Origin of the sequence: Xanthomonas sp. DAR 35659, assembly GCF_041242975.1 — a bacterium.
Classification (GTDB): Bacteria; Pseudomonadota; Gammaproteobacteria; order Xanthomonadales; family Xanthomonadaceae; genus Xanthomonas_A; species Xanthomonas_A medicagonis.
Genome location: NZ_CP162488.1, coordinates 3686750 through 3708577 on the forward strand (window position 1 = coordinate 3686750; position 21828 = coordinate 3708577).

At 70.3% G+C, this 21828-nt stretch carries 20 protein-coding genes; 10 read left to right on the top strand and 10 right to left on the bottom strand.

From position 1 onward, the window contains the following. Positions 1-190: 190 nt before the first annotated feature. The 8 genes from rlmH to AB3X07_RS15375 all read right to left on the bottom strand — a co-directional run bounded on the left by rlmH (position 191) and on the right by AB3X07_RS15375 (position 8553). Positions 191-661 (bottom strand): 23S rRNA (pseudouridine(1915)-N(3))-methyltransferase RlmH, encoded by a 471-nt coding sequence (gene rlmH / locus AB3X07_RS15340; RefSeq protein ID WP_369939454.1) that lies wholly within the window; start codon positions 659-661, stop codon positions 191-193. Between the two features lie 22 nt (positions 662-683). Continuing rightward, entirely contained in the window at positions 684-1766 is a 1083-nt protein-coding gene (locus AB3X07_RS15345; RefSeq protein WP_369939455.1) for a J domain-containing protein, read from the bottom strand. 67 nt (positions 1767-1833) lie between these two features. Then, positions 1834-2247, bottom strand: coding sequence for a ribosome silencing factor (gene rsfS, locus AB3X07_RS15350; protein ID WP_369939456.1), 414 nt, complete (start codon positions 2245-2247; stop codon positions 1834-1836). Between the two features lie 56 nt (positions 2248-2303). Then, positions 2304-3068: a nicotinate-nucleotide adenylyltransferase gene (nadD, locus tag AB3X07_RS15355; protein ID WP_369939457.1), complete on the bottom strand. Its 765-nt coding sequence runs from the start codon at positions 3066-3068 to the stop codon at positions 2304-2306. A 23-nt stretch (positions 3069-3091) separates the two neighbouring features. Then, positions 3092-4126 (bottom strand): DNA polymerase III subunit delta, encoded by a 1035-nt coding sequence (holA, locus tag AB3X07_RS15360; protein ID WP_369939458.1) that lies wholly within the window; start codon positions 4124-4126, stop codon positions 3092-3094. A gap of 161 nt (positions 4127-4287) precedes the next feature. Then, positions 4288-4872 (bottom strand): LPS assembly lipoprotein LptE, encoded by a 585-nt coding sequence (lptE, locus tag AB3X07_RS15365; protein WP_369939459.1) that lies wholly within the window; start codon positions 4870-4872, stop codon positions 4288-4290. A 151-nt stretch (positions 4873-5023) separates the two neighbouring features. After that, positions 5024-7666, bottom strand: coding sequence for a leucine--tRNA ligase (leuS, locus tag AB3X07_RS15370; RefSeq protein WP_369939460.1), 2643 nt, complete (start codon positions 7664-7666; stop codon positions 5024-5026). Positions 7667-7935: 269 nt separating this feature from the next. Further along, a complete protein-coding gene (locus tag AB3X07_RS15375; protein WP_369939461.1) occupies positions 7936-8553 on the bottom strand; it encodes a DUF998 domain-containing protein in 618 nt (205 codons plus the stop codon). A gap of 321 nt (positions 8554-8874) precedes the next feature. Here AB3X07_RS15375 and trxA point away from each other — a divergent pair, with 321 nt between their 5' ends. Then, on the top strand, positions 8875-9738 hold the full coding sequence (gene trxA, locus AB3X07_RS15380; RefSeq protein ID WP_369939462.1) for a thioredoxin: 864 nt from the start codon (positions 8875-8877) through the stop codon (positions 9736-9738). A gap of 119 nt (positions 9739-9857) precedes the next feature. Beyond that, positions 9858-10307 (top strand): DUF4442 domain-containing protein, encoded by a 450-nt coding sequence (locus tag AB3X07_RS15385; protein ID WP_369939463.1) that lies wholly within the window; start codon positions 9858-9860, stop codon positions 10305-10307. Between the two features lie 84 nt (positions 10308-10391). Here AB3X07_RS15385 and AB3X07_RS15390 read toward each other — a convergent pair whose 3' ends face one another. Then, the gene (locus AB3X07_RS15390) at positions 10392-11720 is read right to left on the bottom strand and encodes a hypothetical protein (protein WP_369939464.1); all 1329 of its coding nucleotides are present in this window, start codon (positions 11718-11720) and stop codon (positions 10392-10394) included. An 87-nt stretch (positions 11721-11807) separates the two neighbouring features. On the opposite strand from AB3X07_RS15390, the gene AB3X07_RS15395 reads away from it, so the two are divergent. The 3 genes from AB3X07_RS15395 to AB3X07_RS15405 all read left to right on the top strand — a co-directional run bounded on the left by AB3X07_RS15395 (position 11808) and on the right by AB3X07_RS15405 (position 15423). Next, a complete protein-coding gene (locus tag AB3X07_RS15395; protein ID WP_369939465.1) occupies positions 11808-12485 on the top strand; it encodes a DUF502 domain-containing protein in 678 nt (225 codons plus the stop codon). Between the two features lie 10 nt (positions 12486-12495). Continuing rightward, positions 12496-13269 carry a queuosine precursor transporter gene (locus AB3X07_RS15400; RefSeq protein ID WP_369939466.1) on the top strand — a complete coding sequence of 258 codons (774 nt, stop codon included), beginning with the start codon at positions 12496-12498 and terminating at the stop codon, positions 13267-13269. A 285-nt stretch (positions 13270-13554) separates the two neighbouring features. Then, complete coding sequence (locus tag AB3X07_RS15405; protein WP_369939467.1) at positions 13555-15423, top strand: DUF885 domain-containing protein; 1869 nt, start codon at positions 13555-13557, stop codon at positions 15421-15423. A gap of 254 nt (positions 15424-15677) precedes the next feature. On the opposite strand, the gene mmuM is transcribed toward AB3X07_RS15405, so the two are convergent. After that, positions 15678-16622, bottom strand: a complete 945-nt coding sequence (gene mmuM / locus AB3X07_RS15410) for a homocysteine S-methyltransferase (RefSeq protein WP_369939468.1) — start codon at positions 16620-16622, stop codon at positions 15678-15680. Positions 16623-16817: 195 nt separating this feature from the next. On the opposite strand from mmuM, the gene AB3X07_RS15415 reads away from it, so the two are divergent. The 5 genes from AB3X07_RS15415 (at position 16818) to AB3X07_RS15435 (ending at position 21582) form a co-directional block, all read left to right on the top strand. Next, positions 16818-17207, top strand: coding sequence for a VOC family protein (locus tag AB3X07_RS15415; RefSeq protein WP_369944783.1), 390 nt, complete (start codon positions 16818-16820; stop codon positions 17205-17207). Between the two features lie 236 nt (positions 17208-17443). After that, a complete protein-coding gene (locus tag AB3X07_RS15420; RefSeq protein ID WP_369939469.1) occupies positions 17444-17896 on the top strand; it encodes a DUF2147 domain-containing protein in 453 nt (150 codons plus the stop codon). Between the two features lie 251 nt (positions 17897-18147). After that, positions 18148-20217, top strand: coding sequence for a methionine--tRNA ligase (gene metG / locus AB3X07_RS15425; RefSeq protein ID WP_369939470.1), 2070 nt, complete (start codon positions 18148-18150; stop codon positions 20215-20217). A 104-nt stretch (positions 20218-20321) separates the two neighbouring features. Beyond that, entirely contained in the window at positions 20322-20912 is a 591-nt protein-coding gene (locus AB3X07_RS15430) for an HAD family hydrolase (protein ID WP_369939471.1), read from the top strand. 172 nt (positions 20913-21084) lie between these two features. After that, positions 21085-21582, top strand: a complete 498-nt coding sequence (locus AB3X07_RS15435; protein WP_369939472.1) for a hypothetical protein — start codon at positions 21085-21087, stop codon at positions 21580-21582. The last annotated feature ends 246 nt before the right edge of the window (positions 21583-21828 follow it).

Sequence of the window (21828 nt, forward strand, 5' to 3'; positions counted from 1 at the left end):
TTGCCACGGCGACGCGGCGTCCTTGCAATCGGAGTGGCGCGTGTTTTCGCCACGGCGCCCCCACGGCAGCGACGACCACGCCTGCACGCCGGCAGGAGGCTGCATCGGGAGTAACACGCGCGCGACCGCCGCACGATGCGGCATCCGCACCGGACGCTCGACTCAGCGGTCAGCGGTCAGCGGTCAGCGATCAGGCGCGATGGTAGGGATGGTTGGCCAGCATCGCGGCGGCGCGATACAGCTGCTCGGCCACCACCAGGCGCACCAGCATGTGCGGCAGGGTCAATGGTCCCAGCGACCAGGATTCGCTGGCCACCGCCAGCACCTCGTGCGAATGGCCTTCCGGGCCGCCGATCAGGAACGCCAGGTCGCGCCCCTGGCCGCGCCAGTGTTCCATGCGCTGCGCCAACTGCTCGGAACTATGCGGCTTGCCGGGCACGTCCAGCGCCACCACCAGCGCGTTCTTGGGCAGCGCGGCGAGCACGCGGCGGCCTTCGTCCTCGATCGCGCGCTGCGCATCGCGGCCCTTGCCGCGCAGGCCCGGTTCGATCTCGACCAGGTCCAGCGGCAGCCAGTGCGACAGGCGCTTGCGGTATTCGGCGAAGCCCTGCGCCACCCAGGCCGGGGCACGTTCGCCGGTGGCGATCAGGCGCGCCTTCATCGCTGCGCGTGCGCGCCGCGCCTCACCAGCGCTCGTCCAGCAGCATGGCGTCGTACATCGCCTCGTCCAGTGCCTGCTCGGCCAGCCGCGCACGCTCACGCTTCAACCAGTGCTTGAGCGTCTCGGCACTGCGCACGGCGGCGCGATCGTCGGCGCAGGAGCGGATCTCCTCCTGCACTTGTCGCTTGATCTGCGCCAACAACGCATCCAGACGCTGCGGCTGCGGGGCGCGACCGTCGTAAAGGCCGTAACGCCCCATGAAGTCGTCGACCAGCCCGGCCAATGTCCGTTCGACCTGCTGCAGTTGCGTGGCGAACAGGCTGTTGTAATCGCGGATGCGCTCCTCGGCCATCGCCGCGATGCCGGCCTGGTCCAACTGGCCGATCTCGAGTTGCAGCTCGAGCAACGCCAACAGATCGTCGTCCTGATACGCCTGGTTGAGCCGCTGCATCAGGGCGGTCTTGCGCTCGCGCTGCTGCGGATCGGGTTCGCGGTCCGGATGCAGTGCGGCCACCAGGTTGCGGTACAGCGCGCGACGCGCCTGTTGCGGATCGGCGGCGGCCTGCGCGGCCTTGCCGGCACCGGCGCGGCGGCGCTTGTCGCGCTGCTGGGCGCGTCCGGCGGCATGCGCCTGTTGTGCGTGCAGACGCTCCTGGACCTGGGCATACAGCGCTTCGGGAGACTGGATGTGGGCCAGTTCCTCCTCGGTCAGGCCGAATTCCTCGCCGACCACCGATTTCAACAACGCCTCCGATTCGGCCAGTTCCTGGTCGAAGCCGAGCGGGCTATGGCGGTCGTAGATATCCTTCAGATCGTCGTTGCCGCCATCCTCGATCAACAGGGCGGCCAACTCGCAGATCAGCTCCGACAGATCGGCGCGATCGCGCTTGCTCAACTTGTAGCCGGCGTGCGCCGCATCCAGCTCCCGCAGCAACTGGACCTGGGCCGCGTCGCGCTCCCGCAGCAAGGGATCGACCTGTTCGTGGAAACGCTGCTCCCACCGCGGCAGCGCTTCCTGCCACGCGTGCAACTGCGCGCGGGCGCGCTCCAGACGCTTGACCAGGGAGTCGAAGCGCTTGCGTGCCGGCGTCGCGGGTGTCGACACGCTCGCGCCGACACGCACGCCGACCGGCAACGTCCCGCCGCCGGCGCTGCGCGCTGGATCGCGCCGCTCAGGCATCGCGGGCCGAATCGTCGTCGCCCGGCGGCTGGTCGCCGACCGTCCACAGGCGCTCCAGCGCATAGAACTCGCGCACCCGCGGCAGCATCACGTGCACCACCACGTCGCCCAGGTCGACCAGCACCCACTCGGCCTCGCGCTCGCCCTCCACGCCCAGCGGCATCACGTCGAGCTTCTTGGCGAACTTGATCACTTCGTCGGCGATCGACTTGACGTGGCGGGTCGAGGTGCCGGAGACCACGATCATGTAGTCGGTGACGCTGGACTTGCCGCGCACGTCGATTTCCACCGCGTCCTTGGCCTTGAGCTCCTCCAGCGCGGTTCGGACATGGGCGAGCAGCACCGGCAACGGCGGCGGCGGATTGGGAAGTTGGGTCTTGATGACGTGGGCTTGTTGGCTGGACAAAGCGGCGAACTCGATGGAATGGGGCGAATTATAGGGAACTGCGCGGCGGCGCGTATTCAGCTGGCCGCGGCCGGGGCCGGCGCGTACAGCCCGGCGGCACGGATGTAGTCCGCCACCACGGCCGGCAGCAGCGCCGCCCAGTCGCCGCCGGCGGCGATGCGCGCACGCGCCTCGCTGGCCGATTCGGTGCGCAATGGCTGCCGCAGGCGCCACAGCAGGCCGCCCGGTGCGCGCGTCAGCGCCTGCGGCGCGTCGGCCCAGCGCCCGGCCACGGCTTGCGCCAGTTCGGCCGGCAGTGCGCGTTCCCAGGCGCTGCCGGGGCGGTCGGCGACCACCAGGTGCGCCGCGTCGAGCAGGCTGCGCCAGTCGCGCCAGGCGTTGAAGCCGGCGAAGCTGTCGGCGCCGATCAGCAGCGCCAGCGGCGCGTCGGCACCGAGTTCGGCGCGCAGTTCGCGCACCGTGTCGATGCTGTAGGAGGCCACGCCCGGCTGCGCCAGCGCGCGCCGCACTTCGTGCAGGTCCAGCAGCAGGCCAGGTTCGTCGGCGATGGCCAGCGCCAGCATGGCGCAGCGCTGCCGCGCGTCGGCCCCGGGCGCCGGCCGATGCGGCGGATCGGCGGCCGGCATCAGCCGCACCGGCACGCCCAGCGCATCGCGCGCCGCGCGCGCGATCGCCAGGTGACCGTTGTGGATCGGGTCGAAGGTGCCGCCGTAGATGAGGTGCAGTGGTGGGGAATCGGGAATGGGGAATGGGGAAGAAGCAACAGCCGCAGGCTGCGAGGTCTCTGGCGGGACCGCAGCGCCGCTGTTCCCATTCCCCATTCCCGATTCCCGACTCCCCGCGCTCATGCCACCAACAACCGCACCGCGCGCGCCTCGGCGATGGCCAGCAGCAGCCGCTCCAGCGCGACCCAGGCGTCGCCGTCGGCGCGGCCCTTGGCGATGCGGTCGATGCGCCCGGCCTCGGCGGCGAAGCGCTCCCAGCGGCGCGGTTCGGCGTGCCGCTGCAGGGCGCGCTTGAACGGCGCCTGGCGCGATTCCCAGATGCCCTGCCCCTTCATCTCCGCGGCCAGGTTGCCGCCAGCCGCCTGCACCTTGGCCAGCGCCGCGGTGCGCAGCAGTTCCTTGATCAGGATCGGCAGCAACGCGGCCACCGCCTCGCCCTCGGCGCGCAGGCCGGCAAGCATGCGCCCGACCGCCGGCGCCTGCCCGGCCAGGGTCGCCTCGGCCAGGCGGAACACGTCGTAGCGCGCGGCATCGGCGACCAGCGATTCCATCGCCGCCACGTCCAGGCCCTGCCCGTCGGCCAGCAGCGCCAGCTTGTCGATCTCCTGCGCCGCCGCCAGCAGGTTGCCCTCGACCCGTTCGGCCAGGCGCTGCACCGCGCCGGCATCGGCGCGCAGGCCCTTGCTGCGCAGGCGGCGCTCGATCCAGTCGCCCAGTTCGTGCGGCTTGATCGCCCAGGCCACGGCGATGACGCCGATCCGGCCGACGGCGTCGGCCCACTTGCCCTGGTGCGCCTTGCTCCACTCGTTGCAGGTGATCAGCAGCACCACGTCCGGCGGCGGATCGGCGCAGAACGCACTGATCACCTCCCCGCCCTCCTTGCCGGGCTTGCCGCTGGGCAGGCGCAGTTCGATCAAGCGGCGCGCACTGAACAGGCTCGGCGCGTTGAAGCTGGAATACAGCTGGCTCCAGTCGAAGTCGCGGCCGTCGGCATCGAACACCTCGCGCTCGCCGATGCCGGCGGCGCGGGCGCGGGCGCGCACCGCGTCGGCGGCCTCGAGCACGCGCAGGGTCTCCGGGCCAGCGATCAGGTAGACCGGATGCAGCGGCTGCGAGACCGGCTGAGTGGCGAGTTGTTCGGGACGCAATTCCATGCGATCAGCCTACGCCCTGTCGGCGCGATTGGGAGCGGTCGGCCCGCCGCGGTGGCGGCAGCGCGACCGGGCGGCCAGGGTGCACCGCGTGGCGCCACGCGGCGCGGGCGCGACGCGTTCGCCGCCGGCCATGCGCGACGGCGCCGGCACGGCCCAGGCGGTCAAGGCTGCGGCGTGGTCGCCGGCAGGCCTTCGACCGGCGTACCGTCGGCCGCCGGCGGCGCGGCGTTGACGTCCTTGCCGTCGCGCACCTGCGCGCGCACCACGCTGTCGATCCGGCGCAGCATCGAGGCCGACATCTCGCGACGCAGTTCGTCGGCGAGGATCTCGCGCTCGGTGGTGGTGCCGGTGGCGTCGGTCGGCGGCGACACGTAGTCGCGCGACAGCTCGATCACCTGCTGCGGCACCAGCACGCTGCCGTCGGCGCGGCGGAACACGAAGATCGCCGCATAGCGCAGGCTGTACTCCTGGGCGCGGCCTTCGGCGTCGAGCGCGATCGGCAGGTCGCCCCAGCGCTCGGACAACACTTCCAGGCGCGCCACGCCGGTATTGACGTCCTTCGGCGCGATCTCCGCGCCGGCGGCGCGCAGGCCGCGTTCGAGCAGCTTCACCAACTCGCTGTACGGCGCCGAGGACACCACCTTCACCGACGGCGTGCCGGCCGGCAGGGTCAGCTTGTCGCGCAGATGGAAACCGCAGGCGGTCAGGGACGTCGCGAGGACGAGGGCGAGCAGGAATCGGGTCATGGACACAGTCTGGAGGAGCCGGCTGGGCGCGGCAACAGGCGGCTAGCCTGCCCGATGCCGCGTGAACGAGGGTTGAGATGGACCGCCGCGGCGGCGCGGGCGCGCGGTGCCGCAGCGCCGCGCGTGCCGGCACCGCCCGCGGCACGCGGGTTCATGCCGCCACCAGGTTCACGATCTTGCCCGGCACGATGATGATCTTGCGGATGCTAAGGCCTTCCAGGAAGCGCGCCGCGTTCGGCTCGGCCTGGGCCAGCGCCTCGATCTGCTCGCGCGGGGTGTCGGCGCCGACCTCGATGGTGCCGCGCAGCTTGCCGTTGACCTGCACCGCCAGGGTCACCGCGTCGCGCACCAGCGCGGCCGGGTCCGGCTGCGGGAACGGCACGTCCTCCAGCAGCGTCGGCGCATGGCCCAGCGCCTGCCACAGCGCGTGGCTGGCGTGCGGGGTGATCGGATTGAGCAGCAGCACCGCCGCTTCCAGCGCTTCCTGGCGCACCGCGCGGCCCTGGTCGCTGGCGTCGTCGAACTTGGCCAGCGCGTTGGTCAGTTCCATCACCGCGGCGATGGCGGTGTTGAAGCTGTGGCGGCGGCCGTAGTCGTCGGCGACCTTGCCGATGGTCTCGTGGGTCTTGCGCCGCAGCGCCTTGTGCTCGGCGCCCAGCGCGGCCGCATCCAGCGCGGGCGCGGCGCCATCGGCGGTGTGCTTGTGCACCTGCGCCCACAGCCGGCGCAGGAATCGCGCCATGCCGTCCACGCCGGCCTCGTTCCACTCCAGCGACTGCTCCGGCGGCGCGGCGAACATCGAGAACAGGCGCACCGTGTCGGCGCCGTACTTGCCGACCATGGCCTGCGGATCGACGCCGTTGTTCTTGGACTTGGACATCTTCTCGGTGCCGCCGATCAGCACCGGCTGGCCGTCGCCCTTGTGCATCGCACCGATCACCCGCGCCTTGTCGTCGCGCTGCACGTCCACGTCGGCCGGGTTGATCCAGTCCTTGGAGCCGTCCGGGTTCTGCCGGTAGAAGGTCTCGGCGATCACCATGCCCTGGGTCAGCAGGTTGGTCGCCGGCTCGTCGCTGTCCACCAGGCGTGCGTCGCGCAGCAGCTTGTGGAAGAAGCGGAAGTACATCAGGTGCAGGATCGCGTGCTCGATGCCGCCGATGTACTGGTCCACCGGCAGCCAGTAGTTGCCGCGCTTGTCGACCATGTCCTTGGCGCCGGGCGAGGTATAGCGCGCGTAGTACCAGCTCGACTCCATGAAGGTGTCGAAGGTGTCGGTCTCGCGCTCGGCCGCCGCGCCGCACTGCGGGCAGGTGGTCTTGCGCCATTCCGGGTCGGTCTTCAGCGGCGAGCCGGTGCCGCTCAGGGCCACGTTCTCCGGCAGCAGCACCGGCAACTGGTCTTCCGGCACCGGCACCGCGCCACAGCTTTGGCAGTAGATCACCGGGATCGGGCAGCCCCAGTAGCGCTGGCGGCTGACGCCCCAGTCGCGCAGGCGATAGTTGACCCGGCGCTGGCCCTGGCCCTTGCGCTCGAAACGCTCGGCCAGCGCCTCGAACGCGCCCTGGAAGTCCAGCCCGTCGAACTCGGCGGAATTGACCAGTTCCAGCTCGCGGGTCTTGTCGCCGTACCAGTCCTGCCAGCGGGTCGGGTCGTAGCTGCGCTCGTCGTCGTGCTTCGGCGCCTTCAGCGCGATCACATGGCGGATCGGCAGGGCGTACTTGCTGGCGAACTCGAAATCGCGCTGGTCGTGGCCGGGCACCGCCATCACCGCGCCGGTGCCGTAGCCCATCAGCACGAAGTTGGCGACCCACACCGGCACCTGCTCGCCGCTGATCGGATGCACCGCGGTCAGGCCGGTGGCCATGCCGCGCTTTTCCTGGGTTTCCAGTTCGGCCTCGGAGACGCCGCCCTGCTTCAGCTCGGCCAGCAGCGCGGCCAGCTCGGGATTGGACTTGGCCGCATGCAGCGCCAGCGGATGCTCGCTGGCGATGGACACGAAGGTCACGCCCATCAGCGTGTCCGGGCGCGTGGTGAACACGCGCAGCGGATCCAGCGCGCTGCCGTCGGCGTCGCGCACATCGAACTGGATCTCCAGGCCCTCGGAGCGGCCGATCCAGTTGCGCTGCATGGTCTTGACCGACTCCGGCCAGCCCGGCAACTGCTCCAGGCCGTCCAGCAATTCCTGCGCGTAATCGGTGATGCGCAGGAACCACTGCGGGATCTCGCGCTTTTCCACCAGCGCGCCGGAGCGCCAGCCGCGGCCGTCGATGACCTGCTCATTGGCCAGCACGGTCTGGTCCACCGGGTCCCAGTTCACCACCGCGTTGCGGCGGTAAGCCAGGCCCTTGCGCATCAGCCGAGTGAACATGCGCTGCTCGTGCACGTAGTACTCGGGCCGGCAGGTGGCGAACTCGCGCGACCAGTCGATGGCGTAGCCCAGCGACTTGAGCTGGCTGCGCATGTGGTCGATGTTGGCGTAGGTCCACTTCGCCGGCGCGGTCTTGTTCTTGATCGCGGCGTTCTCGGCCGGCAGGCCGAACGCGTCCCAGCCCATCGGCTGCAGCACGTTCTTGCCGATCATGCGCTGGTAGCGGCTGATCACGTCGCCGATGGTGTAGTTGCGCACGTGGCCCATGTGCAGCGCCCCGGACGGGTACGGCAGCATCGACAGGCAATAGAACTTGGGCTTGTCGGAGGTCTCGTCGACCTCGAAGGCGCGGGTGGCGTCCCAGAACTGCTGGGCGGACGATTCGACCTGCTGCGGGTCGTAGGCGGTGGGCTCGACGGCGGACATGGAAACGGGCAAGGGCCAGGCGGCAACAAAGCGGGCAAGGGTACCGCAGCGCAGCAGGCGGCTCCAATCGTGGCGACGGACGGCGCCGCCCGCGGTCCGTCCGCGACGGGCGTGGCGCCGCGCAGGCGTGGCTGGCGAGCGCCCCCAAGGCCGGGAAAAGCGCCGATTCCGGCCATGCATGAAGGCGCGGCGGCGGCACTACGACCCGCGCGGCGCGGCGCCGGGCCGGGCTGGCGCCCGCGGCCAACTGCGCAGCGGCGGCGGCCCGCTCAGGCCGTGCGCGGCGCGCGCGGGCCCGGGCTGCAGGCCAGCAGCGCCAGCCAGGCCCACCACAGCACGAACACCAGGCGCTGCGCCACCGCTGCCGACAGCAGCGCGTCCAGCGCGAACGCGCCGAGCGCGGCCAGCAGCGCCACCGCCAGCGCGGCCCCTGCCCAGCCGCGCGCGCCCGGCCGGCGCCACGCCCCGATCGCGAGCAGGCCGGCCGCCACCACCAGCGCCACCATCCACAGCAGCCAGGCGCTGGCGTGCAGGCGATTGGCGCGCGCCTGCAGATCGGCCGGGTCCAGCGGCAGCAGGCCCATGCCGGCGAAGGCCAGCCCGGCCAGCAGCAGCGCCTGCCCGCCCACCCGCAGCGCCCACGGCGCCGCGTGGCCAGCGCGCCGCAGCAGCCGCAGCGCCAGCAGCACCGCCAGCGCCCCGGGCAAAATGAAGGCCAGCAGGTCGAACGCCCAGGCATGCGGGATGCCACGCGCGCCTAGCAGCGCGACCGGGTGCGACCACGGCAGGTAGCCGGGCAGCGCGTGGCCGAAGCCCACCACGGCGGCCAGCGCCGCCAGCGCCAGCAGCGGCCCCGCGTAGCGCAGCGCCTGATCGTATCGATTCACCCACTCGCCTCCCGGCCTCTGCGCGGCCATCGCGGCGCGTCCGACGCCCATTGTCGCCGCTGCGGCTGCCGCTGGCATCCAGGTGCGCCGCAAGCGGGCGCGCACGCGATCGCCCCGCGCGCTGTGCGCTGAAACGCTGGCCCACAGCATCCGCAAGTGGTTGATGCACATGGCGCCGCTGTCGGAGCCGGGTGCTGTTTGAAGGTTCCATCAGGCGCATCGCGGCGCGCACGCAGGCCACCACTCGCGGTCGTGCGCCCTTGCGTCATGGCCGGTCTGTCACCATAGAAGCCATCATTCTTCGCCTGCCACGATGCCCCCATGTCCGAGATGCCCCACGTATTCGACGCCAAGACCGAGACCTTCGAAGCGGACGTCCTGCAGAAATCGCTGCAGACCCCGGTGCTGGTGGATTTCTGGGCGCCCTGGTGCGGCCCGTGCAAGACCCTGAGCCCCATCCTGGAGAAGCTGGCCGCCGAGTATCACGGCGCGTTCGAGCTGGCCAAGGTCGACGTGGACCAGGAGCAGCAGATCGCCGCCGCGTTCCAGATCCGCTCGGTCCCGACCGTGTTCCTGGTCAAGGACGGGCAACTGGTCGACGGTTTCCCCGGCGCCCTGCCCGAAGGCCAGTTGCGCGAATTCCTGACCCAGCACGGCATCGTGCCGCTGCCGGCGCCGGATGCGGCGCAGGACGAGGCCCCGGCCGCGCCGCTGGACCCGCACGCCGAGGTGCAGCGCCTGCGCGAGGCGGTGGCAGCCGAACCGGACAAGGACGAGCTGAAGCTGGACCTGGCGCTGGCGCTGGTCAAGACCGGCGCCGCAGCCGAGGCCGAGGCGCTGATCGACGCGTTGCCGGCCAACCTGGCCACCGACGAGCGCGCGGTGCGGGCGCGGGCGCGGCTGGGCTTCGTTAGCGCGCTGCAGGCGGCGCCGCCGCTGGAGACCCTGCAGGCGGCCGTCGCGCAGGATCCGGCCGACCTCAAGGCGCGCTACCTGCTCGGCGTGCGCCAGTTGATCGCCGGCGACGACGAGGCCGCGCTGGAACAATTCCTGGAGATGCTGCGGCAGGACCGCGGCTTCGAGGACGGCCTGCCCAAGAAGTCGCTGATCGACGCGTTCCGGGTGATCGAGGACGAGGATCTGGTCGGCCGCTACCGGCGCAGGATGTCGGCGCTGCTGTTCTGACGCCGCGCCCCGAGGCAGCCACGGCGGCTGCCTCGCCGCCGCCCGCCAGCGGCGCGCCAGAGCACCATACCCATGCGAATGGTAAGCTCGCCCTCCCCTAGCGCTGCCTGCCGCCCGCGATGAAAGCCTCCCTGTTCCGCCTGGGCCTGAACCTGTGGCCGCCGTTCCTGTTCGCCGGCATCCACCTGGCGGAACTGAGCCCGGACTACCGCTATGCGCGGGTCGAACTGCGCATGCGCCCTTGGAACCGCAACTACGTCGGTACCCACTTCGGCGGCAGCCTGTTCGCGATGACCGATCCGTTCTGGATGCTGCTGGCGATGCAGAACCTGGGCCGCGCCTACTACGTCTGGGACAAGGCCGGCAGCATCGAGTTCGTGCGCCCCGGGCGCGGCACGGTGAGCGCGCAGTTCCGCCTGGACGAGGCGATGCTGGACGACATGCGCCAAGCCACCGCCGGCGGCGACAAGTACCTGCGCTGGTTCGACAACGAGATCCTCGACGCGCAGGGCGAAGTGGTGGCGCGCACGCGCAAGCAGCTCTACGTCAAGCGCAAGCCGGCGCGTTAGCGCGGGCGCGGCCGCCCAGGCCGGCGAACGACCAGCCTGTTGCAGCCGCGCTCGCCGAAGCGATCGATGCTGGCATGCGCTGGCTCAGTGCCGCAGCCGACTGCCCGGCAACGGCAGGCGCAGCGCGCCGCCGTCGGCATACAACGCCACCTGCATGCTCTGTCCATCGGGCGTCGCCTGCAGCGGCCGCTGATCGCCGCGCAGCGCCGGCGGCAACGCGGCCAGGCGCTGCGGCAGCGGCCGGGGGTCCGGATGCGCACGCAGCCATAGCAGCGCCGAGGTCAGCCGCATCGCCGCGGCGGTGTCCTGCAGCCGCCATTGCACAGCGCCGGCGAACGTGGACGGCGGCAGGCGCACCATCGCGCAGCCGAGCCGGTTGGCCAGGCAGGCGAACGCCGACCCCACCGGCGCGGTCATCTGCGCCGGCGTCAGCCGCCGGTCCGCGCGCAGGCTGGCGCGCACGTCGTCCGCGCATGGCCGGGTATAGGCCGGCGCGACCAGCGCCCCGCTGCGGGCGCGGTCGAACAGCAGGGGCAACCCCATCGATGCATACCAGCGCTGGCCCGGCGCGCTGCGCGTGCGGCCGAGTTCGTCCAGCGCCGCGAACAGCATCTGCGCCTCGGCGCGCAGCGGACGGCACAGGCTGACCTCCTCCACCGACAACGGCGCGAACGCCTGCGCGCACTGCGCCGGCAGCGCGTGCTGCGCGGGCAGCTCGGCGAGCATGGCGGCGAACAGCCGCGCATTGCCGCGCAACATCGCCGCGCCGATCGACGTGGTCAGGACGTTGTCGCCCGAGCGCAGCAACACCCGCGCCAGGCCGGCGTCGTTGCAGACCCCGGCCAGGGCCGGATCGACCCGGCCCTCGACGAAATCCAGGGCGCGACGCATCGGCGAGGTCTGCAGCACCGAGAACGATGGCAGCATGCGCGCTGGGTCCGACGCGAACGGGCCGCGATAGTCCGCGGTCGGCACCGGCACCGGCATGCGCGCCAGCAAGGCATCCTGCGCGGCCAGCGCCTGCGCATAGTCCTGCGTCCGCGCCCGCACCTTGGCCAGGCAATCGTCGTCGCTCCAAGCGCAGCGCGGCAGGCGCTCGGACGGCCAGTCCGGCGTCCGCGGATAGGCGCTGGCCGCGCTGCGTGGCGGCTGCCCGTCCCACGCCTGGCGGAACCGGCGTACGTCCTCGGCGAACACCGCCTGCCGCTGTGCCGGCGGAACCGCGTAAGGCAACAGCCACAGGTCCACGAACAGGTTCGGCCCGCGCAGCGGCGCCGGCGGCTGCCGCAGTTGCGCCAGCGCCGCGCGTTGCGCCGCCGGCACCGGCCACAATCGCGACGCCAGGAACAGCGCCACCACCAACACCAGCGCCACTCCGAGCCCGCCCGCGATCCACTTGCCGATCCTTGCCATGCCGCTTCCCCAATCGCACCTGCACGGTAGCGGGCCATCTTAGCCGGCGGGGCACCCGCAGGCGCAGCGCGCCGCTACACTAGGCGGATGTCGCCCGATACCCCCGCTCCGCACGCGCGCCCGTCCCTGCAACGGCTGTTCTTCACCGGTCTGCTGACCCTGCTGCCGATCTGGCTCACCTGGGTGGTGGTCAAGTTCGTGTTCGTGCTGCTCTCGGGCATCAGCAGCCCGTGGGTGGTGCCGCTGTCGGCGCGCATCGCCGCCTCGTTCCCGCGCGAGCTGGGCTGGGCCACCGCGCAATGGGTGCAGAACACCATCGCCCTGGTCGCCACCCTGGCGGTGATCCTGCTGGTCGGCATCCTCAGCCGGCGCATGATCGGCCAGCGCCTGCTGCGCTGGTTCGAGGCGGTGATGCGCCGCATCCCGCTGGCCAGCGTGGTCTACGACAGCGTGCGCAAGCTGGTGGACATCCTGCAGACCCAGCCCGGCAGCACCCAGCGCGTGGTGCTGATCGACTTCCCGCACCGGGACATGAAGTCGGTGGGCCTGGTCACGCGGGTGATCAAGGAACACGGCACCGGCCGCGAACTGGCCGCGGTGTACGTGCCGACCACGCCCAACCCGACCTCCGGCTACCTGGAGATCGTGCCGGTGGAACTGCTGACCCCCACCGACTGGAGCGTGGACCAGGCGATGAGCTTCATCATCTCCGGCGGCGCGGTGGCGCCGGACAGCGTGCCCTTCACCCGCACAGTGGACCGCTGAGGCCCGGCGCATGCGCAACGGCACGCTCGACGACCGCGCCGTCCGCCTGTTCATCGCCCTGGCGGCGTTCTTCTGCGTCAACGCCGCGCTCGCCGAGTTCATCGGGGTCAAGATCTTCGCCCTGGAAGACACCCTGGGCATCGCGCCGCTGAACTGGAACCTGTTCGGCCAGAGCGGCTCGATGAACTTCACCGCCGGCACCCTGCTGTGGCCGCTGGTGTTCATCCTCACCGACACCATCAACGAGTTCTTCGGCCGCCGCGGGGTGCGCTTCATCTCCTGGCTGGCGGTGGCGCTGATCGGCTACGGCTTCCTGTTCGCGTTCGCCGCGATCGCGCTGGCGCCGGCCGGGTTCTGGGTGTCCGCGGCGCAACACCAGGGGGTGCCGGACTACCAAGCCGCGTTCGCCGCGGTGTTCGGCCAGGGCCTGTGGACCATCGCCGGCTCGCTGGTCGCGTTCCTGGCCGGGCAGCTGATCGACGTCGCCGTGTTCCACCGCATACGCAACGTCACCGGCGAGAAACACGTGTGGCTGCGCGCCACCGGCTCCACCGCGGTGTCGCAGCTGATCGACAGCTTCGTGGTGATCTACATCGCCTTCGTGCTCGGCCCGCAGCACTGGTCGATCCCGTTGTTCCTGGCGGTGAGCACGCTCAACTACATCTGCAAGATGCTCTTGGCGATCCTGCTGATACCGCTGCTGTACCTGATGCGGTGGCTGATCACCGACTACCTGACCCCGGCCCGCGCCGCGCAGTTGCGCGAGGAAGCCGCGGCCGACTGAGCGCGCGCAACATGCGCGGCGCCGGTGCATCGGGTGGGCGTGTTGCGACGCCTGCGCGTTCGCCGGACATCGCCGCCGACGTGCCCGCAGCCAGGGGCGTGCACGCATGGCGCCAGCGCTGCAGACCACCGCCCCGCCTGGCCCGTGTCCGACCGCGCGACGGCCGCCGCGGCGCCGATGACCTGCGGCCAGCCCGATGCTTCGCTGACCGCGCACGCGGCGATGGGTGGCCTCCGCGGTGCGGATCGGGCAAGCTCCCGTGCTCGCTTGCCGTTGGAGCCCGCAATGCCGCCCAGCTTTCCCCGCCTGCTGTCGCTTGCCATCGCCGCCGTCCTGAGCCTGTCGCTGGCCGCGCCGGCGGATGCGGCCAAGAAGAAGACCGCCAAGAAGCAGCAGACCGTCCAGACCCGCAAGGCGAAGAAGGCGCGGCCGGCGCCGGCGCCGGTGGTGCTGAGCAAGGCGCAGCAGCTCAACCGCCTGTACGACGACTACTGGGAAGCCTCGCTCAAGCTCAATCCGCTGCAGGCGACCTTCCAGGGCGACAGCCGCTACAACGACCAGTTGCCGAACTTCCTCTCGCCGGCGTTCCGCCAGCAGTCGCACGACTTCACCGTGCAATGGCTGGGCAAGGCCGAGGCGATCGGCAAGGACGGGCTGAGCGGCCAGGACCTGCTCAGCTACGAGATCTTCGTCGGCGACGCGCGCAATGCGCTGGAGGCGGAGAAGTACCCGAGCTGGATGCAGCCGGTGAACCAGTTCTACAACGTCGGCAGCATCATGGTCATGCTCGGCTCGGGCACCGGCGCGCAGCCGTTCCGCACGGTCAAGGACTACGACAACTGGTCGCGTCGCGCGCTCGGCATTCCGGCGCTGTTCGACCAGGCCATCGCCAACATGCGCGAGGGCATGAAGGCCGGCGTGGTGCAGCCGCGCGCGCTGATGGAGAAGGTGCTGCCGCAGCTGGACGCGATCATCAAGCCGACCGCCGAGGAGAGCCTATTCTGGGGCCCGGTGCGCAACCTGCCGGCGGACATGCCCGAGGCCGAGAAGCAGCGCATCACCGCCGAATACAAGCGCCTGATCGAGTACCGGATCATGCCCGCCTACCGCGCGCTGCGCGGCTTCATCGCCACCGAGTACATGCCGGCCACGCGCAGCACCGCCGGCGTCGGCGCGCTGCCAGGCGGCGAGGCCTGGTACGCCTACAACGTGCGCCAGAGCACCACCACCGACCTCACGCCCGCGCAGATCCACCAGATCGGCCTGGACGAGGTGGCGCGCATCCAGGGCCAGATCCAGGCGGTGATGAAGCAGGTGAAGTTCCGCGGCTCGATGCCGAAGTTCTTCAAGTTCATGCAGACCGACAAGCGCTTCACCTTCAAGAGCGAGGACGAGCTGCTGACCTACTACCGCGGCCTGGAGACGCGGGTGGACACGGCGGTGCCGCGCCTGTTCACGCTCAAGCCCAAGGCCGCCTTCGAGATCCGCCCGGTGGAACCGTACCGCGCGCAGTCGGCGGCCGGTGGCTCGTACATGCGTCCCAGCGAGGACGGCTCGCGGCCAGGCATTTTCTACGTCAACACCTACGACCTGCCCAGCCGCAAGACCTGGGACGCCGAGGATCTGTACCTGCACGAAGCCATCCCCGGCCACCACTTCCAGCTCGGCCTGCAGCAGGAGCTGACCAACCTGCCCAAGTTCCGCCGCTTCGGCGGCGAGACCGCGTACATCGAGGGCTGGGGCCTGTACACCGAATCGCTGGGCAAGGAACTGGGCCTGTACCAGGACCCGTACAACTACTTCGGCTACCTGCAGAACGAGTTGTGGCGCGCGATCCGCCTGGTGGTGGACACCGGCGTGCACAGCAAGGGCTGGACCCGCGAGCAGGTGATCGACTACATGCTGCAGAACTCGGCCACCAGCCGCACCGACGCCGAAGCCGAGGCCGAGCGCTACATGGCCATTCCCGGCCAGGCGCTGTCCTACAAGATCGGCGAGATGAAGATCCTGCAACTGCGCGACTACGCCCGCGCGCAACTCGGCGACAAGTTCGACATCCGCGAGTTCCATGCCGAAGTGCTCAAGGACGGCTCGGTGCCGCTGAACGTGCTGCAGGAGAAGATCGAGCGCTGGGTGGCGAGCAAGAAGGGGTAAGCCGGGCGTCGGATGCGATTGCGTGTGCGATCGCACGCTGCCGATCGCACCCTCTTGTAGGAGCGGCTTCAGCCGCGACAGGCACGTTCCGTAGTGCCTGTCGCGGCTGAAGCCGCTCCTACACAGACGCTGGCTTGCGCGAAGGTTGAGCGCCCTCCGGCAACATCCGAACCGGAAGTTTCTCGCTGCGTTTCGCTGAAAGTGTCGGGACAGACGGCCCTCCCACAGGGTGATTCCTGCAAAGCGGCGAGACCTTACCCCTGCGGCGCCGCCAGGCGCTGCGCGAGTTGCGCGATGTCCTGCGGCGTGGTGCGGCAGCAACCGCCGATCAGGCGCGCGCCGGCGGCACGCCAGGCGTCGAGTTGATCAGTCAAGGTACCGGCATCGACGCTGTCGGCCCGCCAGCATTTGCGGTCGGGGTCGTAGCGTTCGCCGGCGTTCGGATACACCACCAGCGGCAGACGGGTCAGCGTCGCAAGATGACGCAGCGCGTCGGTCGCCAAGGCCGGGGCGACGCAGTTGATGCCGAGCGCGACCACCTGCGGATGGCCGTCGAGCACGGCCACCGCCTCGCGCAGCGGCGTCCCGTCGCTCAGGTGCGCGGCATCGCGCAGGGTGAACGAAAACCAGGCCACGGCCTGCGGAAACTCCTGCAGCAAGTCCAGCAGCGCCGCGACCTCGGGCAGCGACGGTTGCGTCTCGCAGGCCAGCAGGTCCACGCCCGCCTCCACCAACGCGGCGACGCGCGGACGATGGAACTCCCGCAATGCCGCCCGCGGCAACGCGTAGTCGCCGCGATACTCCGCGCCATCGGCCAGATAGGCGCCATATGGTCCGATCGAGCCGGCGACCAGCAGCGTGCCGGCCTGCGCGTGCGTCGCCCGATACGCTTCGCGCGCCTGCAGCGCCAGTTGCGCGCTGCGCACGATGAGCTGTCGCGATCGCGCCATGTCGAGGCCGCGCGCGGCGAAGCCCAGCGGCGTGGCCTGGTAGCTGGCGGTGATTGCGCATTGCGCGCCGGCGGCGAAATAATCCAGATGCACCTGCTGGATCAGCTGCGGCTGTTCCAGCAGGATCTTCGCCGACCACAGCGGATCGCGCAGATCGCAGCCGCGCCGCTCCAGTTCGGTAGCCAACGCGCCGTCGAGCAGCAGGCAACGGTCCTCGGCCAGCAGGGCGGCGAGCGGATTGTGCGGCATGGCGCGGCCTCGCAGCGACGGAACACGCAGTGTCGCAGACCGCGGCGGCGCGGTCGCGCCGCTGCGCTATGCTGCCGGCATGCCATTGCCCTGCCCTCGCACCGCACAGCGCCGCTGCACTGCCACGATGCCCCGCGCACATCGCACCACGACCGCACGCCGCGGTCGCCGGAGCGCGCCGCGATGACCTCGCCGCTGACCCTGCAAGGCGTGCACCACGTGGCGATCATCGCCTCGGACTATGCGCGCTCCAAGGAGTTCTATTGCCGCATTCTCGGCCTGCGGGTGATCGCCGAGGTCTACCGCGACACGCGCGACTCCTGGAAGCTGGACCTGGCGCTGCCCGACGGCAGCCAGGTCGAACTGTTCTCCTTCCCCGCGCCGCCACCGCGGCCCAGCCGCCCGGAAGCCTGCGGCCTGCGCCACCTGGCGTTGCGCGTGCACGACCTCGATGCCGCCGTCGCGCACTTGCAGGCGCACGGCGTGGATGTCGAGTCGATCCGCGTAGACGAATACACCGGGCGTCGCTTCACCTTCTTCGCCGACCCGGACGACCTGCCGCTGGAACTGTACGAAGCCGGCTGAGCGGCACGCGCCAGCCCGATCCCGCGGCGGGTGCAGCCGGCGCGCTCGCTCCTCGCTCGAGGCCGTGCCGGAAGCGACGGCCTCGGCACATCGTCCCAGCAGCGCAGCCCGGCCCCCGCGCCGACGACACGCTGAACCGCCGGCGGCCGCCGATTCCCAGCACCATACGCTTGGGTATACAGTCGGCGCCAGGTCGGCATCGCGCCGATCGCTTCGAACACCCTGGGAGGGGACACATGCGCACCACCTTCAAGACCCTGATGCTGGCCCTGCCGCTGAGCGTGGCCGCATTCGTGGCGCAGGCCGCCGACACCTCGCCGGTCGGCCGCTGGCAGACCATCGACGACGAGACCGGCAAGCCCAAGTCGATCGTGCAGATCGAACAGGCGGCCAACGGCACGCTGAACGGCAAGGTCGTCGAGATCCTGCAGTCCAACCATGGCCCGAATCCGATGTGCGACAAGTGCGACGGCGCGCAGAAGGGCAAGCCGATCAAGGGCATGACCATCCTGTGGGGGCTGAAGCCGGACGGCACCGCGGTGTGGAGCGGCGGTTCGGTGCTGGACCCGGCCAAGGGCAAGACCTACAAGGCCAAGGTCACCCTCACCGACGGCGGCAAGAAGCTGCAGATGCGCGGCTACATCGGCATCGAGGCGCTGGGGCGGACGCAGACCTGGATCAGGGAGTAGAAGCCGGGAATCGGGAGTGGAGAATCGGGAATCGTAAAAAGCGGCTTATGCCGGCCTGATGCCTCCCCGCTCACCACCTTTGAAGGCGCCTGCAAAGGCGCCTTTTTCGTGGGCGATCAGGTCGCGGGCAACCGCTGTCGCGACTCCCCATTCCCCATTCTCCATTCCCACCGCTCTTGCGATTCCCCATTCCCAATTCCCCATTCCCAGCTCCATGCAATAATCCTCGGCCCCCAGAAACGCCGGCCGCCATGACCCGCACCGCTCTCGTCACCACCGCCCTGCCCTATGCCAATGGACCGCTGCATCTGGGGCATCTGGTCGGCTACATCCAGGCCGACATCTGGGTGCGCGCGCGGCGGCTGCGCGGCGACCGCACCTGGTTCGTGTGCGCCGACGATACGCACGGCACGCCGATCATGCTCGCCGCGGAGAAGGCCGGGGTCACCCCGGAGAACTTCATCGCCACCATCCAGGCCAGCCACGAGCGCGACTTCGCCGCGTTCGGCGTGGCCTTCGATCACTACGATTCGACCAACTCGGCCGCCAACCGCGCCTTGACCGAAGCGTTCTACGCCAGGCTCGACGCCGGCGGCCACATCGCGCGGCGCTCGGTGGCGCAGTTCTACGACCCGGCCAAGGGCATGTTCCTGCCCGACCGCTACATCAAGGGCATCTGCCCGAACTGCGGCAGCGCCGACCAGTACGGCGACAACTGCGAGGTCTGCGGCGCCACCTATGCGCCGACCGAACTGAAGGACCCCAAGTCGGTAATCTCCGGCGCCACGCCGGAACTGCGCGACTCGGAGCACTTCTTCTTCGAGGTCGGCCGCTTCGACGGCTTCCTGCGGCAGTGGCTGGCCGGCGATGTCGCCCTGCCCGGGGTCAAGGCCAAGTTGATGGAGTGGCTGGACAGCGAGGGCGGCCTGCGCGCCTGGGACATCTCCCGCGATGCGCCCTACTTCGGCTTCGAGATCCCCGGCCAGCCGGGCAAGTACTTCTACGTGTGGCTGGATGCGCCGATCGGCTACCTGAGCAGCTTCCAGACCCTGTGCGCGAGCCTGGGCGAAGCGTTCGAACCGCATCTGGCCGCCGGCACCGCCACCGAGCTGCACCACTTCATCGGCAAGGACATCGTCAACTTCCATGGCCTGTTCTGGCCGGCGGTGCTGCACGGCACCGGCCACCGCGCGCCGACCCGGCTGCACGTCAACGGCTACCTGATGGTGGACGGCGCCAAGATGTCCAAGTCGCGCGGCACCTTCGTGATGGCGCGCACCTACCTGGACGTGGGCCTGGAGCCGGAAGCGCTGCGCTACTACTTCGCGGCCAAGTCCTCCGGCGGCGTGGACGATCTGGATCTGAACCTGGGCGACTTCGTGGCCCGGGTCAACGCGGACCTGGTCGGCAAGTTCGTCAACCTGGCCAGCCGCTGCGCCGGCTTCATCGACAAGCGCTTCGGCGGCACGCTCGCCGACGCGCTGCCGGACCCGGCGCAGTACGCGCGCTTCGTCGCCGCGCTGGCGCCGATCCGCGAGGCCTACGAGCGCAACGACCCGGCCAGCGCGATCCGCCAGACCATGACCCTGGCCGACGAGGCCAACAAGTACATCGACGAACACAAGCCGTGGGTGATCGCCAAGCAGGACAGCGCCGACGCGCAATTGCAGGCGGTGTGCACGCAGGGCCTGAACCTGTTCCGGGTGCTGGCTGGCGCGCTGAAACCGGTACTGCCGCGCACCAGCGCCGAGGCCGAAGCGTTCCTGTCGGCACCGCTGACGGCCTGGGACGACCTGGCAACGCCGTTGCTGGCGCACGTCATCCAGCCCTACGCCCCCTTGTTCACCCGTATCGACCCCAAACTGATCGACGCCATGACCGACGCCTCCAAGGACACCCTCGCCCCCGCCCCCGCCGCAACCAAGCCGGCCCCGGCCAAGGCCGAGGCCAAGCCCGCCGCGAATCCAGAATCTCCACTCTCGAATCCCGGCGTCATCGGCATCGACGATTTCGCCAAGCTCGACCTGCGCATCGGCAAGGTGCTGGCCTGCGAATTCGTGGAAGGTTCCGACAAGCTGCTGCGCTTCGAACTGGATGCCGGCGAGCTGGGCAAGCGGCAGATCTTCTCCGGCATCCGCGGCAGCTACGGCGAACCGGACAAGCTGGTCGGCCGCAGCGTGGTGTTCATCGCCAACCTGGCCCCGCGCAAGATGCGCTTCGGGATCAGCGAAGGCATGATCCTGTCGGCCGGCTTCGACGGCGGTGCGCTGGCGCTGCTCGACGCCGACGGCGGCGCGCAGCCGGGGATGCCGGTGCGGTAAGAGCCGGGAAGGGAGAATAGGGAATCGGGAATGGGAAAAGGCAAAACCTCGTCTGCACCGACACAGCCGCTTCCACCATTCCCGTTTCTCCATTCCCCATTCCCATGCACTTAGCTCTGTTCGATTTCGACCACACGGTCACCACCACCGACACCTATTCGCGGTTCCTGCGCCGCGTCGCCACGCCGCGACAACTGGCGCAGGCGAAGTGGTCGGTGGGGCCGTGGCTGGCGGGCTATCGGCTCGGCGTGGTGTCGGCGCAGGCGATCCGCAAGCGGGTCACCCGCCTCGTCTTCGCCGGCCGCCGCACCGAGGAGATCGCCGACCACGCGCAGGCCTACGCGTACGAGACGCTGCCAACACTGCTGCGGCCGGAAGTGATGCAACGCATCGCCTGGCACCAGGCGCAGGGCCACCGCGTGGTGCTGGTGTCCGCATCGCTGGACCTGTATCTGCAGCCGTGGTGCGCGCGCCATGGGATGGAACTGATCTGCAACCGCCTGGAAGCGCACGACGGCGTGCTGACCGGCCGCTATGCCGACGGCGACTGCGGACCGCGCAAGGAGGCGTTGATTCGCGCACGCTACGACCTGACCGCCTATCCGCGCGTGTTCGCGTACGGCGACAGCCGCGAGGACCGGCCGATGCTGGCACTGGCCCACGAGCGCTGGTACGGCGGGCGACGCATCGCTTGAACGTGGCGGCATGGCGCGGCGCCGCTGGCGGCACCGGGCTTAGCGCACATCCCGCGACCTTCGCGCGAACGGATGAATCCAGATGCGCGCGGATCGATCACACTGGTCGCCGGTCGCGGCATCCACACCGTCGCGGCGTCCACCATTCCACGCCACCTCTTCCCGGACCTGCATGAGCGCCACGCCGCACACTCCACCGCTCCCGCAGCCGGCCAAGCCACGCCCGCCGGATCGCGCCGCCCCCATCGCCGTGGTCATCCTGTCCATCGTCACGCTGCTGGTACTGGCCTCCGCGGTGGCTGGCGCCGCCCTGTGGTGGCTGCACCACGACCGCATCAAGCGCAGCGACGATGCCCAGGTCACCGCAGCGTCGCCGCCCGCCGCGAGCATCGTGGTGATCGCACGCTTCAAGCAGGAGGACGCCGCCGCGATTCGCGTCGGGCAACCTGCCTTGGTCGTCCCGCCGCAGATCCCGAGCATACGAGTGCCCGGCCGTGTCATCGCGGTCGGCATGCAAGCGGACCAGGCCACGCCTGAACAAGGCAACGTCGTGCAGGTCGTGCAGCGCCAGCCGGTGCAGATCCGCGTCGATGCCGCGCCCGCCAAGCGCGCGCTGTTCCTGCAGGGCATGGCGGTACGGGTGCAGGTCAAGACCCGCCCCGAGTTCTGAGCATTTCACCGCTGGCGCCAGGTAGGCGGGCATTTTCCGTCGCTGCCACGCAACCGGCCGTCGACGCGCAGCCGGCGTGCCGCACAACGCAGCGGCGAACCCGGCAAGCAGCGCGCTGGAGCCGATCGCCCTGCAGCAGGCGCCTATGCGCCGCGCGCTACAATGCCGCGACCGCTGCCTGCCGCCAATACGGGTCGTCCAGCGGATGCGCGGCGCCTTCGCTCTTTGCCGCATGCCACACCGCAC

Coding starts and splice junctions, on each gene's coding strand:
- rlmH (WP_369939454.1), bottom strand. CDS start 661: ATGAAGGCGCGCCTGATCGCCACCGGCGAACGTGCCCCGGCCTGGGTG.
- nadD (WP_369939457.1), bottom strand. CDS start 3,068: ATGGGGAATGGGAACAGCGGCGCTGCGGTCCCGCCAGAGACCTCGCAG.
- holA (WP_369939458.1), bottom strand. CDS start 4,126: ATGGAATTGCGTCCCGAACAACTCGCCACTCAGCCGGTCTCGCAGCCG.
- lptE (WP_369939459.1), bottom strand. CDS start 4,872: ATGACCCGATTCCTGCTCGCCCTCGTCCTCGCGACGTCCCTGACCGCC.
- leuS (WP_369939460.1), bottom strand. CDS start 7,666: ATGTCCGCCGTCGAGCCCACCGCCTACGACCCGCAGCAGGTCGAATCG.
- trxA (WP_369939462.1), top strand. CDS start 8,875: ATGTCCGAGATGCCCCACGTATTCGACGCCAAGACCGAGACCTTCGAA.
- AB3X07_RS15385 (WP_369939463.1), top strand. CDS start 9,858: ATGAAAGCCTCCCTGTTCCGCCTGGGCCTGAACCTGTGGCCGCCGTTC.
- AB3X07_RS15390 (WP_369939464.1), bottom strand. CDS start 11,720: ATGGCAAGGATCGGCAAGTGGATCGCGGGCGGGCTCGGAGTGGCGCTG.
- AB3X07_RS15395 (WP_369939465.1), top strand. CDS start 11,808: ATGTCGCCCGATACCCCCGCTCCGCACGCGCGCCCGTCCCTGCAACGG.
- AB3X07_RS15400 (WP_369939466.1), top strand. CDS start 12,496: ATGCGCAACGGCACGCTCGACGACCGCGCCGTCCGCCTGTTCATCGCC.
- AB3X07_RS15405 (WP_369939467.1), top strand. CDS start 13,555: ATGCCGCCCAGCTTTCCCCGCCTGCTGTCGCTTGCCATCGCCGCCGTC.
- mmuM (WP_369939468.1), bottom strand. CDS start 16,622: ATGCCGCACAATCCGCTCGCCGCCCTGCTGGCCGAGGACCGTTGCCTG.
- AB3X07_RS15420 (WP_369939469.1), top strand. CDS start 17,444: ATGCGCACCACCTTCAAGACCCTGATGCTGGCCCTGCCGCTGAGCGTG.
- metG (WP_369939470.1), top strand. CDS start 18,148: ATGACCCGCACCGCTCTCGTCACCACCGCCCTGCCCTATGCCAATGGA.
- AB3X07_RS15430 (WP_369939471.1), top strand. CDS start 20,322: ATGCACTTAGCTCTGTTCGATTTCGACCACACGGTCACCACCACCGAC.
- AB3X07_RS15435 (WP_369939472.1), top strand. CDS start 21,085: ATGAGCGCCACGCCGCACACTCCACCGCTCCCGCAGCCGGCCAAGCCA.